18 protein-coding genes and 1 pseudogene are annotated in these 15,132 nt (G+C 67.6%); 8 read left to right on the plus strand and 11 right to left on the minus strand.

Translation table 11 applies throughout. The annotated features are described in order from the left end of the window. The first annotated feature begins 451 nt into the window (after positions 1–451). Complete coding sequence (locus JGU66_34695) at positions 452–1,180, plus strand: hypothetical protein (protein ID MBJ6765932.1); 729 nt, start codon at positions 452–454, stop codon at positions 1,178–1,180. Positions 1,181–1,267: 87 nt separating this feature from the next. Here the strand turns inward: JGU66_34695 and JGU66_34700 are convergent, their stop codons facing one another. The 5 genes and pseudogenes from JGU66_34700 to JGU66_34720 all read right to left on the minus strand — a co-directional run bounded on the left by JGU66_34700 (position 1,268) and on the right by JGU66_34720 (position 5,312). Then, positions 1,268–1,807 (minus strand): TetR/AcrR family transcriptional regulator, encoded by a 540-nt coding sequence (locus JGU66_34700; GenBank protein MBJ6765933.1) that lies wholly within the window; start codon positions 1,805–1,807, stop codon positions 1,268–1,270. Between the two features lie 33 nt (positions 1,808–1,840). Beyond that, on the minus strand, positions 1,841–2,314 hold the full coding sequence (locus JGU66_34705; GenBank protein MBJ6765934.1) for a nuclear transport factor 2 family protein: 474 nt from the start codon (positions 2,312–2,314) through the stop codon (positions 1,841–1,843). Between the two features lie 545 nt (positions 2,315–2,859). Beyond that, positions 2,860–4,794, minus strand: a complete 1,935-nt coding sequence (locus tag JGU66_34710; GenBank protein ID MBJ6765935.1) for a bifunctional metallophosphatase/5'-nucleotidase — start codon at positions 4,792–4,794, stop codon at positions 2,860–2,862. Continuing rightward, positions 4,794–5,100, minus strand: a pseudogene (locus JGU66_34715) (DUF3293 domain-containing protein). The gene JGU66_34710 and the pseudogene JGU66_34715 overlap by 1 nt, the downstream one beginning before the upstream one ends. Before the next feature lie 50 nt (positions 5,101–5,150). Continuing rightward, the gene (locus tag JGU66_34720; protein ID MBJ6765936.1) at positions 5,151–5,312 is read right to left on the minus strand and encodes a transposase; all 162 of its coding nucleotides are present in this window, start codon (positions 5,310–5,312) and stop codon (positions 5,151–5,153) included. Positions 5,313–5,424: 112 nt separating this feature from the next. Here JGU66_34720 and JGU66_34725 point away from each other — a divergent pair, with 112 nt between their 5' ends. Together JGU66_34725 and JGU66_34730 are read left to right on the plus strand one after the other, a co-directional pair. Further along, entirely contained in the window at positions 5,425–5,610 is a 186-nt protein-coding gene (locus JGU66_34725) for a hypothetical protein (protein MBJ6765937.1), read from the plus strand. Between the two features lie 21 nt (positions 5,611–5,631). Continuing rightward, positions 5,632–6,264, plus strand: coding sequence for a DUF1275 domain-containing protein (locus tag JGU66_34730; GenBank protein ID MBJ6765938.1), 633 nt, complete (start codon positions 5,632–5,634; stop codon positions 6,262–6,264). A 25-nt stretch (positions 6,265–6,289) separates the two neighbouring features. On the opposite strand, the gene JGU66_34735 is transcribed toward JGU66_34730, so the two are convergent. The 4 genes from JGU66_34735 to JGU66_34750 all read right to left on the minus strand — a co-directional run bounded on the left by JGU66_34735 (position 6,290) and on the right by JGU66_34750 (position 8,983). Continuing rightward, positions 6,290–6,619 (minus strand): LysR family transcriptional regulator, encoded by a 330-nt coding sequence (locus JGU66_34735; protein MBJ6765939.1) that lies wholly within the window; start codon positions 6,617–6,619, stop codon positions 6,290–6,292. Next, a complete protein-coding gene (locus JGU66_34740) occupies positions 6,516–6,794 on the minus strand; it encodes a hypothetical protein (GenBank protein ID MBJ6765940.1) in 279 nt (92 codons plus the stop codon). The genes JGU66_34735 and JGU66_34740 overlap by 104 nt, the downstream gene beginning before the upstream one ends. Positions 6,795–6,947: 153 nt before the next feature. Then, positions 6,948–8,090 (minus strand): di-heme enzyme, encoded by a 1,143-nt coding sequence (locus JGU66_34745; GenBank protein ID MBJ6765941.1) that lies wholly within the window; start codon positions 8,088–8,090, stop codon positions 6,948–6,950. 17 nt (positions 8,091–8,107) lie between these two features. After that, positions 8,108–8,983, minus strand: coding sequence for a metallo-mystery pair system four-Cys motif protein (locus JGU66_34750; protein ID MBJ6765942.1), 876 nt, complete (start codon positions 8,981–8,983; stop codon positions 8,108–8,110). A 74-nt stretch (positions 8,984–9,057) separates the two neighbouring features. Here JGU66_34750 and JGU66_34755 point away from each other — a divergent pair, with 74 nt between their 5' ends. Both JGU66_34755 and JGU66_34760 read left to right on the plus strand, forming a co-directional pair. Then, positions 9,058–11,043: a rhomboid family intramembrane serine protease gene (locus JGU66_34755; GenBank protein MBJ6765943.1), complete on the plus strand. Its 1,986-nt coding sequence runs from the start codon at positions 9,058–9,060 to the stop codon at positions 11,041–11,043. A 507-nt stretch (positions 11,044–11,550) separates the two neighbouring features. Next, a complete protein-coding gene (locus JGU66_34760) occupies positions 11,551–11,988 on the plus strand; it encodes a nucleoside deaminase (GenBank protein MBJ6765944.1) in 438 nt (145 codons plus the stop codon). Between the two features lie 9 nt (positions 11,989–11,997). Here the strand turns inward: JGU66_34760 and JGU66_34765 are convergent, their stop codons facing one another. Continuing rightward, complete coding sequence (locus tag JGU66_34765) at positions 11,998–12,396, minus strand: VOC family protein (protein MBJ6765945.1); 399 nt, start codon at positions 12,394–12,396, stop codon at positions 11,998–12,000. 169 nt (positions 12,397–12,565) lie between these two features. Here JGU66_34765 and JGU66_34770 point away from each other — a divergent pair, with 169 nt between their 5' ends. Both JGU66_34770 and JGU66_34775 read left to right on the plus strand, forming a co-directional pair. Next, positions 12,566–12,901 carry a thioredoxin fold domain-containing protein gene (locus JGU66_34770; protein MBJ6765946.1) on the plus strand — a complete coding sequence of 112 codons (336 nt, stop codon included), beginning with the start codon at positions 12,566–12,568 and terminating at the stop codon, positions 12,899–12,901. A gap of 147 nt (positions 12,902–13,048) precedes the next feature. Beyond that, positions 13,049–13,396 carry a calmodulin gene (locus JGU66_34775; GenBank protein MBJ6765947.1) on the plus strand — a complete coding sequence of 116 codons (348 nt, stop codon included), beginning with the start codon at positions 13,049–13,051 and terminating at the stop codon, positions 13,394–13,396. Positions 13,397–13,639: 243 nt separating this feature from the next. On the opposite strand, the gene JGU66_34780 is transcribed toward JGU66_34775, so the two are convergent. After that, positions 13,640–14,278, minus strand: a complete 639-nt coding sequence (locus JGU66_34780; GenBank protein MBJ6765948.1) for a hypothetical protein — start codon at positions 14,276–14,278, stop codon at positions 13,640–13,642. 202 nt (positions 14,279–14,480) lie between these two features. Here JGU66_34780 and JGU66_34785 point away from each other — a divergent pair. Continuing rightward, a partial coding sequence (locus JGU66_34785; GenBank protein ID MBJ6765949.1) for a non-ribosomal peptide synthetase occupies positions 14,481–15,132 on the plus strand: 652 nt, incomplete at its 3' end.

The following is a 15,132-nucleotide window of genomic DNA, read 5'->3' on the forward strand; positions in this document are numbered from 1 at the left end:
TCCGTGCACACGGTGATCTGGTTGGGCGGAGCAGCGAGACTCGGGCGCGAGAGCATTGCCAGCATAGCCAACATGACAATCGATAGGGTCGTCCGTGTGCTCATTGGGGCCTCCTGGGGCGGGCGCCGCATCGGAGGCACCCGTGTTGGGTCAAGGCGACGGAAGCGGAGCGGCAATTCGCCGCTTGTCCCGCCACGGCAACGGGCAGGCCCACACCGGCGTGAGCCTGCCCCAAGCCTTAGCATAGCTCTGAAATGTGAGTTATCCAAGCAAATGCCGTTCCCGCGACAGCCTCCCCATCTGCTCGCTTAATAGCAACACGAGAGCTCGTCCGAGGTGCAGCACGGCTTCATGACCTCGTCTATGTCATCAGCAAGGGCAAGACGCTGTTCAAAGACGAGATTCCGCATACCAGTGCAGTGGCCATCGACGGGGGGATTGGGCTGACGCTGTGGACACGACCTGGAACTCGACGGCCATCGCGGTGGCCCGGCGGCCAACGGAGAAGAGGGTTGTCATTGGGGAGGACGGCGAGGTCGTCACCTTTGCCAGCGGGGAGAGCAAGAAGGAGGCGCTGAAGCCCGCGCCCGTGATGATTCGCAATGCGCGCGAAATCGCGGGGTGGGTCTATCCTTGCGGGATGAAGCGGCAGGTCTACAAGCGCGTCGGCGATGCGAACTGGGTGGCGACGCATGCGCCGCTCGCGGCGGCCACGGAGGCGGCCGGCTTCGAGGCTATCGATGGCTCCTCCGAAAACGACCTCTACGCTGCGGGCTGGGGCGGAGCAGTGTGGTGCTACCACGGGAAGAGCTGGTCGCCTTGCGAGAGCCCCACGGGCGGCATCCTCAGCGCCGTCTGCTGCGCGCCGGACGGCACCGTCTATGTGGCGAGGCGGCAGGGCGCGTTGCTCAAGGGGCGCGGGACCTCCTTCGCCGTGGTTCCCTGGGCCGAAGAAGTGACGAGTGACTTGTGGGAGCTGTGCTGGTTCCGCGACAAACTCTACGTCGCCACCCTGTCCGCGCGGTATTCGCTGGATGGCAACAGGCTCGTCAAGGTGGACTTCGGCGCGGCGGGAACGCCCTCGTGCTATGGGCTGGCCACGGCGGAGAACATCCTGTGGTCCATTGGCCGCGACGACGTGGCCTCGTTCGACGGCGCCGTGTGGACGCACTCCGAGTGACGCGGTGCCTCACGCCCGCCATGTGGCCTGCGGGCTCGCGCTGCCCCCTTTGAGCCGCCCCCCCAAGCGGCTGCTCGCGTGCGGTGCTCACGATCCCGGGAGGCCACCCTCGCGAGCAGAGAGGATACGGGCCCACGGCTCGTCGATGTCGGCGAGGCCCAGCACAGCGACTACATTGTCAAGCATTCCGGCACCGAACCAGCGTCGCACGGCGGCGTCGTCATTGCCAAGCATCCGCCGAACGATATCAACCTGCTTTGCGTAACATCGGCGCACAGCTTCACCCACAAGCGGCTCACCCACCGCACAGTTGGCCTGCATGAGGAAGCGCAGGATTGTCCGATCTGCGACGAGAGTGGCGTAAGCCCTGCGCACATTGTCGAACGCAACCCTGCCATTCCTCATGTCTCGCGAGTGCGAGACCAAGGTGTCGGCCATCACAACGGAGACATGGTCAACCGCTGCCGCGAAGAGCGCCTCTTTATTTGAGTACAAGCGATAGAGATACGGCTGAGAGATGCCAACCAACTCGGCAATCTCGTGGGTCGTCGTTCCGTAGAAGCCCTTCTGCGCGAAGCAGCCAATCGCAGCGGCCACGACGGCCTGACGTCGCTCAGTGCTCTTCATACGTGCCACGTAAGCATTCACCAACGAGTTCCATCAGTCGCCGAAAGTCACGCCAAGGCCAGGACCGGACGCAACGTTGGTGGGGGTGAGCGCTTCGATGGCCACGAGCGGGTTCCAGTAGTCGAGGTAGTGGGTGATCCGCGCGTCCTCATCGGTTCGGACCACCGAGATGCACTTCTGCTCGTATGGCTTGCCGGTCGTACGCGCTGTGCCCGTCGAGCGGAACTCGGCAACCACGAGACGGGGATCAACCGTGTCGTGGAAGACCAAGTCGACGAACTGCACGTCGAAGATCTTGGGAAAGTTGCTCATGTGCGCGAGCAGTGCGTCGCGCCCCGTTACCCTTGTCGGCACCCCGGCGGGAGCGAACGGGAACTCGAGGACCGCATTCGGGGCAAACAGGCCCACCCATTCCTCGGTGCGTCCTTCAGCCGTAAGACGCAGGTGCTCGGCGACCGTGCGCTGAGCTGCAGCGCGGCATCCGGTGACGTCTTCGATTGCGCTCACGCTCGACTCCATCAGTTAGTGGTCGACCGATAACTAGTCCTGCGACTTGGTCCCGTCAAGCTGTGCCTTCCTAAAATCCGGTCGCTGCGTCATGCGTACATCAGGGCGAGTGAGCGAGGCGCGCACGAGGCAGGTGCGCGCGAGTGGCTGCGATGTGGGGCTACCACCGAGGGGGGCTAAACTGCCGACGTCTCCTCCTCCTCGACAGGCCCGAACGTCCAAGACGCTGGGGATACCTGGCGCCGCCAGCGCGCTGTGTGCCCGGCATCCCGACGTGGTGTTCCTCGACATCCACTGAGCGGACGCCTCCGGCTTCGAGCTCCTCGACGAAGAGCTGGGGAGATCACGGTGGTGTTCGTCACCGCGAGGCCCCCGCACGCCGTGCGGGCCTTCGAGGTGAATGCGCTCGACTCCCTCCTCAAGACTGTCTCACCCGCGCGGATGGAGCGCACGCTCGAGCGGCTGCGCTCTGCGATGGCCGCGCAGCCCCTCCGATCGTGACTCACGCGCTCGAAACGCCGCGCATTCTCAAGCTCGTTCCCACTCTAGGGCAGCATGGTGATGCGATTGAGCGCGGGGGCGGGCAAGGGGCTCGCCTGGCTGCTGTGTGCCTTCAGGTATGCCTCCAGCGCGTCGCTGTCCACGGCGCCACCCAGCCGGTTCGTCCCCTCGGCGAGCACCGGGAAGCCATCACCCCCAGCCGCCAGGTAGCTGTTCACGGTGACGCGGTAGTTCGCCGCCGGGTCCACCGTCAGGCCGTTGATCCGAATGGACGCCGGGTCGACGCGGCTTCCGATGGGCGCCGACGCGCTGAACGCATAGGTGAAGCCCGCCGACGGAAGCAGCATGAGGGTAGCTCCCGACGGCCGCCACTGCCGCTCCAGCAGTTGATCGATTTGCGCGCCCGTCAGCGTCAGGGTGACCAGGGTGTTGCCGAACGGCTGCGTGGTGAAGGCCTCGCCGTAGGTAACCTCGCCCTGGGCGATGTCCGCGCGCACGCCGCCCGGGTTCATGAAGGCCACCTGCGCCCCACCCAGGTTCGCGGGCTTCGTCGCCTCCAGCTGCGAGTCCGCGATGACGAAGACCAGGGTGGACTGGCCCACGGAGTCCGACTGTGTCCTGAGCGTCTGAGACACCCAGCCGATGACCCGGTTGGCCATCGGCGTGACGAGCCCCTGGTACTTCGCCACCAGATCCTTCACCGCGCCGACCTCCGGCACGTCGCGAGTGACGATGACGTTGTTCGCGCGCGCCTCCACGACGTCGCCCGTCGCCTTGCTCAACGTCAGGTCGATGTCCGTGACGAGCTGCCCCATCGACGAGGCGCTCGTGACGACCTTGCCATCGATGACGCAGTTGTAGGCCTGATGCGTGTGGCCGCTGACGATGACGTCCACCGCGTCATCGAGGCCCTTGGCAATGCCCACGATGGCACCTGAGATGCGCCCGTCCGACCCCGCGCCCTTGCAATCGTTCACCAGCGAGCCATAGGTCGGAATTCCGCCCTGGTGCACCACTACGACGATGGCTTCGATGCCCTGCCGCCGCAGCTCCGGCACCAGCGCGTTCACCGTCTGCACTTCGTCCTTGAAGGTGAGCCCCGCCACGCCCGTGGGCGTGACGGCTTCCGGCGTGTCCTCCAACGTCATGCCGATGAAGGCCACCTTCACGCCCTCGAACTCGCGCACGTCGTAGCGGGGGAACAGCGTGCGGTCCACGCCCGTGGCCACGTTGGCCGCCAGGAACTTGAACTTCGCGCCCGCGAAGCCATCCCCGTCCAGGCAGCCATCCACCGGGTGGCAGCCGCCCGACTGCATGCGCAACAACTCCGTGCTGCCCTCGTCGAACTCGTGATTGCCCACCGCGACCAGGTCCAGGCCAATCAGGTTCATCGCCTCGACCGTGGGCTCGTCGTGGAAGAGCGCCGACAGCAGCGGCGAAGCGCCGATGAGGTCTCCCGCCGCCACCACCACCGTGTTCGGATTGGTGGCCCGCAGGGCCGCGATGTGCCGGGCGAAGTACGTCACGCCGCCCGCGTTCACCCGCACCGACCCACCGTCGGGAGCCACGCCCGCCAGAATCTGGCCCGCGGGCTCCTCGAGCTGCCCGTGGAAGTCATTGAACGCCAACACCTGCACGCTCACCGTGGTGGGACCCGCGTCGGGGGTCCCCGAGTCGTGCGTCCCCGAGTCGGGGGTCCCCGAGTCGTGCGTCCCCGAGTCGGGCATCCCCGCGTCCGTGCCGGAATCCGGGGGCGGAATCTGGACGGGATGATGCACACAGCGATTGTCCTCGCAGACCCACTCCGTGTTCGAAGTCGGCGGTCCCTTGCTTTCACGGCAGTCGGCGGCGTCCTGGCATTCGTCACCTCCGCAGCCGCCATGGACGAAGAGGAAGATGCCGGTGACGAACGCTCCGGCGAGCAGGAAGACGCTGGGGCGCGATCCCGGAAGTGACGAGCGCGGTGTGGATTGTGGCATCAGCGGGACTCCAACGAGCAGGGAGGGGGGAACCTACTCTGGTTCGTGGATGATGGCGCGTCTTCATGGCGGCACGGGCGCCCCACCAGGACGGCCACCTGACCGTGCGCGCGACCGAAGCGCTCCGCCTCCGCGCGGGGCCGACCCGGGATGAAGAGGCCCTGCCTCACCAATGGCGGGCGCCACCACTCAGCCGCCCGCGACGAGCTGGGACGTCAGCCGCTCCTGCGCCCGCTGATTCTCTTCCTTGCCGCGAGGCCGTGAGCCCGGGTTCCACGCGGTCAGGAAGGCCCTGTGCCTACCCAAAAACTCGGTCGCTGCGTCATGGGTGACTCAAGGCCACCATGGGCAGCGCGTCAATGCGAGTGCGCGAGGCGCGAACAGCCGAAGCGCTTGCGCCACGCGTACACCGTGGGCTCACTCACTCCGTGCTTCTTCACGGTCGCCAGCACCGAGGCCCGCTCCGCCTCGCGCAGAATCGCGACCATCTGCTCTTCGCTGAACCGACTCTTCTTCACCGCCTGCCTCCGTCGTAACCGGAGCGACATCCTCTCAAGCTTCAGGTGGTCCGATAATCCCAGGGCATGTCAGGTCCACGACGCCGTCTGCACACCGCCAGGGGGCGTCCTCATGTCGCCCGCGGTTTCGGATTCGCGGTACACCGGCGCGCAGCTCTCGGTGTCGCTCGGGTATCGCGTCACCCGCCACTTCACGTTCAACGCCGAGTCCGCGCACGTCGTCGCCGGCCCCTCGCTGCGGGCAGTCACCGGACAAGACGTTGACTTCCTGGGTACCTGGACGACCTTCACCTACTGACCGACGGCACCGCCCCTCTCGATGACCCCGACCTCCTCGCCTCCGCCGCTGCTGATTCCCACCGCCCTGGCATTCATCGCCGGCTACGCGGACGCCGTCACCTTCGTCGGCGCGAGAGGAATCTTCTGCGCGCACGTCACCGGCAACTTCGTCGTGCTCGCGGCGGACCTCGCGCGCCATGCGAATGCCGACGAGTGGCTCAAGCTGGCGACCTTTCCCATCTTCGTCCTGGCCGTCTTCCTCTCCACGCACCTGCACCGTCGGGTGGAACGGTCCGCGCGGTTGCTCCTGCTCCTCCAAGCCGCGGCCTTTGGCGCGGCGGCCGCTGTCCCCCTGGCCTTCACGGGGAACACGGCGCATTGGTTCGTCGTGGTCCTCGCGGTCGTCGCCATGGGGATGCAGAACGCGATGCACCGGGTGGCTCCCGCGCTGGGACCGATGACGACCGTGATGACCGGCAACGTCACGCAGTGGTTCGTGGAGAAGGTGATCCCCGGCGCCCCGGAGAACGTTGGCAAGCATCGCTCACTGGGGCTCATCATCCTGGCGTTCGCGCTGGGGTGCCTGGGTGGAGCCTTTGGGGTCCACCACTTGGGGTTCGCGGCGTTCGTCGCGCCGATGGGGCTCTCGCTGCTGGTGCGCAGCCGGCTGTAGCGGCCCTGTCGCCCTCGGGCGTCTACTATCGGAGGCGTGCTTCTTTCGCGCACAGTTGGGCGAGTTGCTTCAGCAGCCAGCGATGCGCCGGACCGAACACGGTGTCGCTGCGGTAGATGGCCAGGAGGCTGAGCGAGTCTTCGTGATTGCCCCAGGCCGTCGTTCGGAGGACGACCAGCGTGCCCTTGCGCAGGTCCTCGCGAATCAAGTGCTCCGGCAGGTTGTCCCAGCCGAGTCCCGCGCGCAGCATTTCATGCTTGGTGTAGAGGTCCCCGACGCGCCAGGTCCGCGGCGACGGGCGACAGAGTCTGCACCTCGAGCCCCCGTGCCAGCCCCGCTGGGGTTGCGACGCCAAGGGTGGCCGAGCCGTCGAGCACACGAGCGGAGACGGCGGACCGCACCTGGGTGTTGATGCGGAGATCGACCGCGGGGAACTCCTGGGTGAACGTGGTGCAGAGGCGGATGAGCGCCTTCTGGGGAAAGTAGGCATCCAGGCACAGGGACACCGCGGCATCGACCCCCATCGACATGCCGGAGGTGATTTCCTCAACGACGGCGCTGCCGTACGTATCGGGCTGAAGAAGACGGCGACCGACCTCATCGCCGTCTTGTCTATCGCTGGCTGCCACGGCATTCCGCGGACGGACGCAATGACAACCCTGGCCGCGCCCAGCGCCCCCGGCCTACGGCGACGCGGTGGGGTCCGCGAAGCGCGGATCCGTGAGGAACGCCGTGTCCGTGAGGGACTCCAGGAACGCGAGGAGGTCTGCCTTCTCCTGCGCCGTCAGCGTGAAGCCCATCACGAAGCCACTCTGGTAGCGATTGGGCGCGCCCTGGTTGTCCTTTCGGGCCCGCCCTCCCGCGGCGTAGTGGTCCAAGGCATCGGACAGCGTCGCCACGCTGCCGTCGTGCATGTACGGCGCGGTGACGGCCACGTTGCGCAGGGAGGGTGCCTTGAAGCGGCCCATGTCGTCCGCACGGCCCGTCAGCTCGATGAGCCCCCGGTCCGTCGCGGGATAGGCCCCCGTCCCGTCCTCGTTGTAGAGCCCCGTGTTGTGGAATGGCAGCAGGGGCTCCGTCGTGGCCTCGTGTCGCGTGGCGTCCTGGAAGTTGAAGCCCGAGTGACAGTGGTCGCACTCCAATCGCTCGGAAAGGAACAGCTCCAGGCCCCGCTTGGCCGACGCACTCAGCGCGTCCACCGCGCCGCCCTGCAGGTAGCGATCGTAGGGCGACGTGCCGGAGATGAGCGTGCGCTGGAAGGACGCCAGCGCGCGCGTCACCGTCGCCAGGGACACCGGCGTCGCCTCGTCCGGAAACGCCTGGGCGAAGCGCGCCGTCAGTTGCGAGTCCTCCCGCAGCCGCGTGAGCAGCACCTCCTCTTTGTCCGCGAAGCCCAGCTCCACGGGCTCCGTGCCGAACAGCGGCGTCAGGGCCTGAGCCTCCAGCGTGGTGAGCGCGGGATTGGCCCAGGTGAGGCTCGTGGCATAAGCCACGTTGACCAGCGCCTGGGCATTGCGGCGGTGAACCTGTCCCGTGCTCCCCACCGCATGAACGCGTCCGTCGGAGAAGGCACGGGCCTGCTCATGGCAGGAGGCACAGGCCTGGGTGCCATTGAGGGACAAGCGCTTGTCGTAGAACAGGCGCCGCCCCAGCTCCACCTTCGCGTCGGTCATCGGGTTGTCCGCGGGCACGCTCGGCGTGGGGAAGCCCGCGGGCAGCTTCCAGACATATCCCGGCGTGGGCTCAGGGACCGTGGGCGGCGTGGACTCGCCGCACGCCCCCAGGAGCGCCGCCGTGGGCAGCAAACACAACCATCGTCGTGACATGGGCAGACGTTCCTTCTCTACTCGGCGCGGATGAAGCGCTGGCCCGCGGGATTGGCCGCCAGGTCGCCGAACGCGAGCCCCAGCCGCGCGAACACCGGCGCGCAGTCCGGATCCTCCTGCTGCGACATGCAGCCCTCGGCCGTATTCGGCACGGAGGCGTTCATGTCCAGGTTCGAGTCCGCGAAGAGCACCGCCAGGTCCATCACCACCTTGCTCGACCCGGGCGTGAAGTGCTCCAGCCGGACCTCGGCGCGGTTGTCATGGGCGCAGCCCGCCGTGCCCGAGGTCTGCCCCGCGGGGGGCGGCGCGCAGTCCGTACTCCCCAGGTGCATGAAGTAGCCCGTGGGCACCCCCGCCGTCCGGCCTTCAATCCGCGCGAACAGGTAACCCATGCGCCAGTTCCAGTACATGCTGGAGTCCCCCAGGGGCGCGGACGCGGTGGTGACATCGCCGTGGTTCAGCGATTCAGGCACGCCGAGCGTGAAGCGCAGGCTGGTGTATGTGCCCTCGGGGATGGTGCCCTTCAGCACGGCGTTCATGCCCGCCGTGCCGTTGGCGCACTGCCCATCCTTGTTCGCGAAGTCGAGCAGCGCCACACCGCCACGCTGCCACGTCCCGTCCTCCGTCAGCGTGACGGGGACTTCCTGTCCGCTGTCGGACACGAGCCGCACGTCGTGGACGTACACACGGAAGTCCATGGGCTCGTAGCTGGCCCCGGACGTCCCGACCTTCGAATAGGTGCGACCACACGCGAACGACTCGCTGCCCACGCGAGCCTCCACGGGGATGGTCACCGAGCGAGTCGCCGGCGGGGTCGGTGCCTCATCGCCACACCCCGTGACGCCGAGGAAAGTCAGGGAGAGGGCAAGACCGGGGAATGATGCGAAGCGCATGCGAAACTCCTTGAGGGTGGACGTCCTCTAGCGCGGCTCGCTCACGGGGGGGCCATGGCATATTGCCGCACCCTATGGTCCTGGTTCATCCCCTCGGTGTCGAAGAGCTGGAGCTGGATCGCCGCCCCTGGGTGACGCTCGGGATTGTCGCGTGCTGCGCCGTCCTCTTCTTCATCACGTGGGTCGTCCCCGAGTCGCCCATGGGCGGCAGCGATACCCTGCTCGAGCAGATGTTCGACACGTGGCAAGAGCACCCGAACCTCGCGCCGCCCGCCGTGCTCGTCGAGCGCCTGCGCCCGGACGTGCGCGCCCGAATGGAGTCCCTCCACACGGAGGCGGTCCAGAAACTCGGGGAGCCCTCCGCCGCGCTTCAGTCCCAGATGGACGCCTGGGCGACCGAGTACGTCCAGGCCACCGAGGCCTCCCTCCTGCGCCGGCTGTCGCTCGTGCCTGAACGCGGAGCGCTTCAGTGGGGCTGGCTGTTCCACATGTTCCTGCACTTCGGGTGGATGCACCTGCTGGGCAACATGTTCTTCCTGTACCTCGTGGGCCCGATGCTGGAGGACGTCTGGGACCGGCCCGTGTTCGGCGCATTCTTCCTGGTGAGCGGACTCGTCGCGGCCCTCGCGCAGGTGTTCCTCGCGGGTGAGCCCACCACCATGATGGCCGGCGCGTCGGGTGCGGTGGCGGGCGCCATGGGGGCGTTCTCGTTCCGCTTCGCCACCAAGCGCATCCGCATGGGCTACTTCGTGTGGATGATGATTCGCGCCTTCCGCGGCACCTTCAACATGCCCGCATGGATGGCGGGCGCGGTGTGGGTGGGCCTGGAGGTGTACAGCCTCGTCACGGGGAACACGAGCGGCGTGGCCGTCATGGCCCATGTCGGAGGCTTCGCGTTCGGACTGGCCACCGCCGTGACGCTGCGATTCTCGGGGTTGGAGGATCGCTACCTCACCCCTGCGGTGACGCGGAAGACGGGCAACTACGTGCGCCACCGGGGACTCGATGCCGCCGAGCAGGCCCTGCGCGAGGGGCAGCTTGCTCGCGCGCGCAAGGCCCTGACCGACGTGCTGGCGGCCTATCCCGACAGCGCGGAGGCCTCGCTGTTGATGTTCCAGGTCGAGCGCCGCGAGGGACTCCCCGATGCGGGGGCGCGGCTGGATCGGACGCTGCTCAAGCTGCTCACGATGGATCAACAGGAGGCGGTGCTCGTGGCCGTGGAGCAGCTGGGCGCGGACTTCGAGCCCACCGCGCTGCGGCCCCTGACGGCCTCGCGGCTGGCGACACTGTTCGATGCGCGCGGCCTGGGGGGACAGCACCTGGACGCGCTCCTGGGCGTGGCGGCGCAGACCGGTGGCGCCACGGGCGCGCGCGCGATGCTCCGACGCGCGGAGCTGGCGATGGAGTCTCGGCGTCGCGATCTCGCACGCGCGCACCTGGACACGCTCGCGGGCATGACAGGCGTCCCGGGGGACGTGTCTCAACGCGCCGACGAGCTGAACCTGCGCCTGCGGCCCATCGCGCTGGTCGATGAACCCGAGCCGAGCCCCCTGCCCGCTGCGCGTCCTGCCGGGCCACGCGCGCTGAGCCTCGACGGCGTGCTGGAGCCCCACGCTCCGCCCCCGCGTCCAGCGCCGCGCTTGATGGGCGGCAGCATCGTGGGCGCCTCGGAGACGGGGCTGAGGATGCACCTGACGTCGGGCGAGCAGCGCGAGTTGCCCTATGCGCGCATCATTGGCGTCTCACCGGCGCTGGTTCCCGTGCCTGTCGCCGGACAGACCGTGCCGCGCCTGCAACCCGTGACGGACCTGGTGCTGCATTGGGGAGACGCAACCCAGGGCCCGGTGGCCGTGCGGCTTGGATTGGCGCAGCTCCGACTGACCACGCACTACCCCGACCTGCCTCCCAAGGAGGGCTATGCGCGGTGGCTCCAGGACGTGGTGCGTCGCTCGGGGGCGACGCTCGTGTCGTCGTCTCCCGAGGCCATCCTCCGCGGCGAGTATCCGCGCTACGCCGACCTCCAGGCCATGACCGAGGCGCTCGTCACTGTCAGGCACTGACAGCTCGGAGCCCAGACGCGGCGGGGCGCATGGCACACGACCGAAGAGCCGTGCCATCGTCGTCTCGCCATGACGACGACCTCACCGCCCACGACGCCCTCCGCGGTGCTCGCGCGCCTGTGCGAGCAGATGACTCAGGCCGGCCACGCCCCGCCCGAGCCCGCGCCCATCGTCGAGACTCCCGATGCCCTCGCCGATGCCCTCTTCTCGCTCGCGGCGCGCACGGGCGCGGCCCAGCTCACCGCCTGGGGCACGCCGGGAGGCGGCGAGGCGCCCGGCGCGGGCCTCACCCTCGCGTATGGCGCGGAGGGCGCCCTCAAGCGCATCGCGGTGCGGCAGCCCATCGCGCACGCGCTCTACGCGCCGTTGAGCGTGGCGATGCAGGCGCGCGCGCGACTCGGCGACACGGACTTCTCGCCGGGGGCTCCGAACTCCACGGGCGGGCGCGACGCGAGCACGGAGTCGGTGACGTTCACGCGCGTCGCTCAACCCCGAGGAATCGAGTTCATGCGACAGGCGCTCACGGTGGCGCGAGAGAACGTCCGTCAGGGGGGACGCCCCTTCGGCGCCGTGCTCGTCCGCGAAGGACAGGTCATCGCCACCGCGGCCAACGAAATCCTCGCCACGCACGACCCCACCGCGCACGCGGAAATGCTGGCGCTGCGGCGGGCCAGTCAAATCCTGCGCAGCCCCCGACTGGACGGCTGCATCGTCTACGCGAGTGGCCATCCCTGCCCCATGTGCCTCGCCGCGATGACGATGTGTGGCGTCTCGGCGGCGTACTACGGCTACTCCAACGAGGAGGGTGCGCCGTTCGGCCTGTCTACCGCCGCGGTCTACGAGGAGCTCGGCCGGCCCATGGAGGCGCGCAAGCTCAAGCTGACCCCGCTCCGGCCCGAGGGCGAAGCGGGGCTGTATGAATTGTGGAAGGGGAGCCAGCCCTGAGGCGCGGCGCTACTCGCCCGCCACCACCACGCCGTAGCCGTCCAGGTCCCGCAGCCACACCTCGCGATGCCCCGCGTTGGGATTGAAGTGCGGGGCCTCCAGGACCGTGGCCTTGAGCGCCGTGGCGCGCGTCACCGCCGCGTCGAAGTCCTCGACCTTGAACCAGAGCAGCACGCCGTTGCCCCGAGACTTCAAGGAGGCCCGTCCCATGTGCACATGGTCATCGGCCTCCCAGGCGTGAATCTGGAGGATCATCTCCTCGCCCGACATGAGCATCTCGTAAGCGGCGCCGCCATGGCCGCTGCGGCAGCCAAGCAAGGCCTGGTACCACTCGCTGCTGCGGCGCACATCCTCGACGGCAATCAGCGGCTGCGCTCGGACTGATTGCACGGCGGTCCTCCTGACCATGTGAACGACCCTCTCCCTCTCGACCGCGGTGAAGGTCCGCATCCTCGCACCCCAGGCGCGGCTCGCGCACCTCTTGAATGCACCGGGCGCTGTCGCGCGGGAAACACACGCATGCGCGGGCTCGGAGCACCGCTGGCGAGCACCGAGGCGGACAGGTAATCAGCAGCCCATGTCCAACCTCATTCTGGAAGTCACCGGCAATGAACTCCAGGCGGACGTGATGCAAAGCAAGACACCCGTCCTCCTGGATTTCTACGCGGACTGGTGTGGCCCCTGCACGCCCTTGGCCGCGACCCTCGAGGAGATCGCCCAGGAGCACCCAGACACGGTGCGGATCCTCCGCATCAACATCGAGCAGAACCGGACCCTGGCCACCTCGTTTGAAATCACCAAGCTGCCCTGCCTCGTCTTCATGCGCGAGGGGCAGAAGGTCGCGGAGCTGCTGGGCAATCAGCCCAAGCCAAAGATTCTCCGGCAGCTCGACGCACTCGCCACCCCTGAGTAAGGCCATGGTGTAGGGACCCGGGTCGCGCTCCGACGCATGAATCCAATACACGACACTGAAGGCTATCCGACACCCTCACGCCCGGAGGATTGAACCAGACATCCGGCCAACACTACACAGGGGCTCCCCCACCCAAGGAGTCCCGCAATGGCAACCGCTCGCTTCGCCTTCACGCAGCCCTCCTCCCGTGGTCAGGAGTTCATCATCGAGTTGAACGATGAGAACACCATCAACCATGCGCGCCGGATCCTCTCCGGGGAGGAGAAGAACGAGGTCCACGTGCACGGCCGCATCATCAAGCGGACGCAGCCCTACAACCCGAAGTTTTCCTTCCACCTCGACCCGGCGACGATCCGGTTCTTCTCGATGGCCATCGAGGTCTGCGACGCGGACATGGTCTACGTCGAGGATCACCTGGATGAGGCCGGCGGTGCGTTCCTCCCGGGCGGCCACTGGTGCCCGTGGAGTTCCACGCTGGCGCGCGAGGTGAAGTAGCTCGGGCAGCTTCGGGGAGTGGGTCGCCGGTCGTGCCCACTCCCCACCTGAGTCCTTTCCCGGCCGTTCTCCCTCCGATACCGTCCGCCACTCGGGCTGTTCGCGAGCGCACACGCTCGCCGGGCGCAGAGGGTGATCGCCGGCCATGGACACAGCCCCGGGTGATGAGAAAGGTCTACACGCTCTTGGACGCCATCAGCACCTGGCGTTGGGCTGCGTACAAGAAGGGCTGGTAGGGCGAGGTCACCCCTGGGAGTTCTCCGCCGCCGTGGCGACGTCCTCGGCGCGGATGAGCTCCCGAACGACCCGAGCACAGGTCTCATCGAACTCGCGGCGACTCTCTTCTGAATACCCATGCTGGGCGGCCGTCGCGCTCCCTGAGTAGAAGCGCGCCCACCCGACCTTGTTGAGACACTCGCTCGCGCTCTCCTCGCATGCCGCTTCCATGGCATATGAGATCGCCAGCGCCGCGCTCACCGCGCCAGGCGCATAGGGCGTCTGGGCATAGCCCTGCATGCAATCCACCACGTTCGCGGCATCTTTCGCCTGGACCGCCAGCTCCTTGACCGCGTCGAACTCGGCCCCCGGGATGCATTGAGCCCACGCCTCGGCGACATCCAAGGCGATCGACATGCATGGTGTGTCCAGCGGCTCATACGACGGCCCCTCCACGAGGGTGTACTTCAACATCGGGCGCACGCACGCGAACAGCGCCCGCATGACACGACGTCGGGCCATCCCTGCTTCCACGGCGAGCTGAATCAAGAAGAAGCCAGACGGGCTCTCTCGCCAGACTTCGGCGAGCGTCCGCCCCTGGGCCCACTCCAGCTCCCCCTCCCTGCCAACACGCTGCAGGAACTCCTCCAACGCCGCGGCGTCCACGCGCACCCCTCGCTGTCGTCGTCCCGCACGAACCCGGGAGGCGAGACAGATTCCGCTACAGGAGGACTATTCCCACGTTTTGGACAAGTCCCAAACTCGGGACTTAACTGAACACAGGTTGCGTTGCCGCGCAATTCTTGGAGATGCCGGTTCACGGCATGCACTTCGTCTTTCGGCGCGGCACGAAGGAGTTGGTGCAGACATGGCATCCCGTTCCGATTCGATGCGTGCGCGGTTGGCTGAACTGCTGCGTGAGAAGACCCGTCTGTCCTCACGCGTGCCTGCTTCTTCGGCCCAGGAACGCATGTGGTTCCAGGAGCGGCTGACGCCCGGAAACACCGCGTTGCACATGGCGGTCTCGGTTCGAATCACCGGCCCGCTCGTCCCCGATGCGCTCGCCCGAGCCTTCCAGGAAGTCATCGCGCGCCACGACGCCCTGCGCACCACGTTCGTCGAGCAGGACGGGCGTCCCTTCCAGCACGTCGCCCCCAGCCTGGACTTGGAGCTGCCGGAGATTGATCTCCGAGCCCTGCCAGACGCCGAGCGCGAGCCCGAGGCGCAGCGGCGCATCCAGGAAGCGGTCCGCACCCCGTTCGACCTGGAGCGAGGCCCCTTGCTGCGCGTGGTGCGCTTCTGCCTCACGAACGACGAGCACCTGTTGCTCGTGACTGTCCATCACATTGTCTCGGATGGCTGGTCCATGGGCGTGCTCGTGCGGGAGCTGGCTGAGCTGTATCAAGCCTTCGCCTCCGGCACCGCCCCCACGCTCGCGCCGATTCCCATGCAGTACACGGACTACACCGCGTGGCAGCGTCAATGGCTGCAGGGTGACGCGCTCGAAACACAGCTCGACT

The sequence above is a fragment of the Myxococcaceae bacterium JPH2 genome (genome assembly GCA_016458225.1).
Classification (GTDB): domain Bacteria; phylum Myxococcota; class Myxococcia; order Myxococcales; family Myxococcaceae; genus Citreicoccus.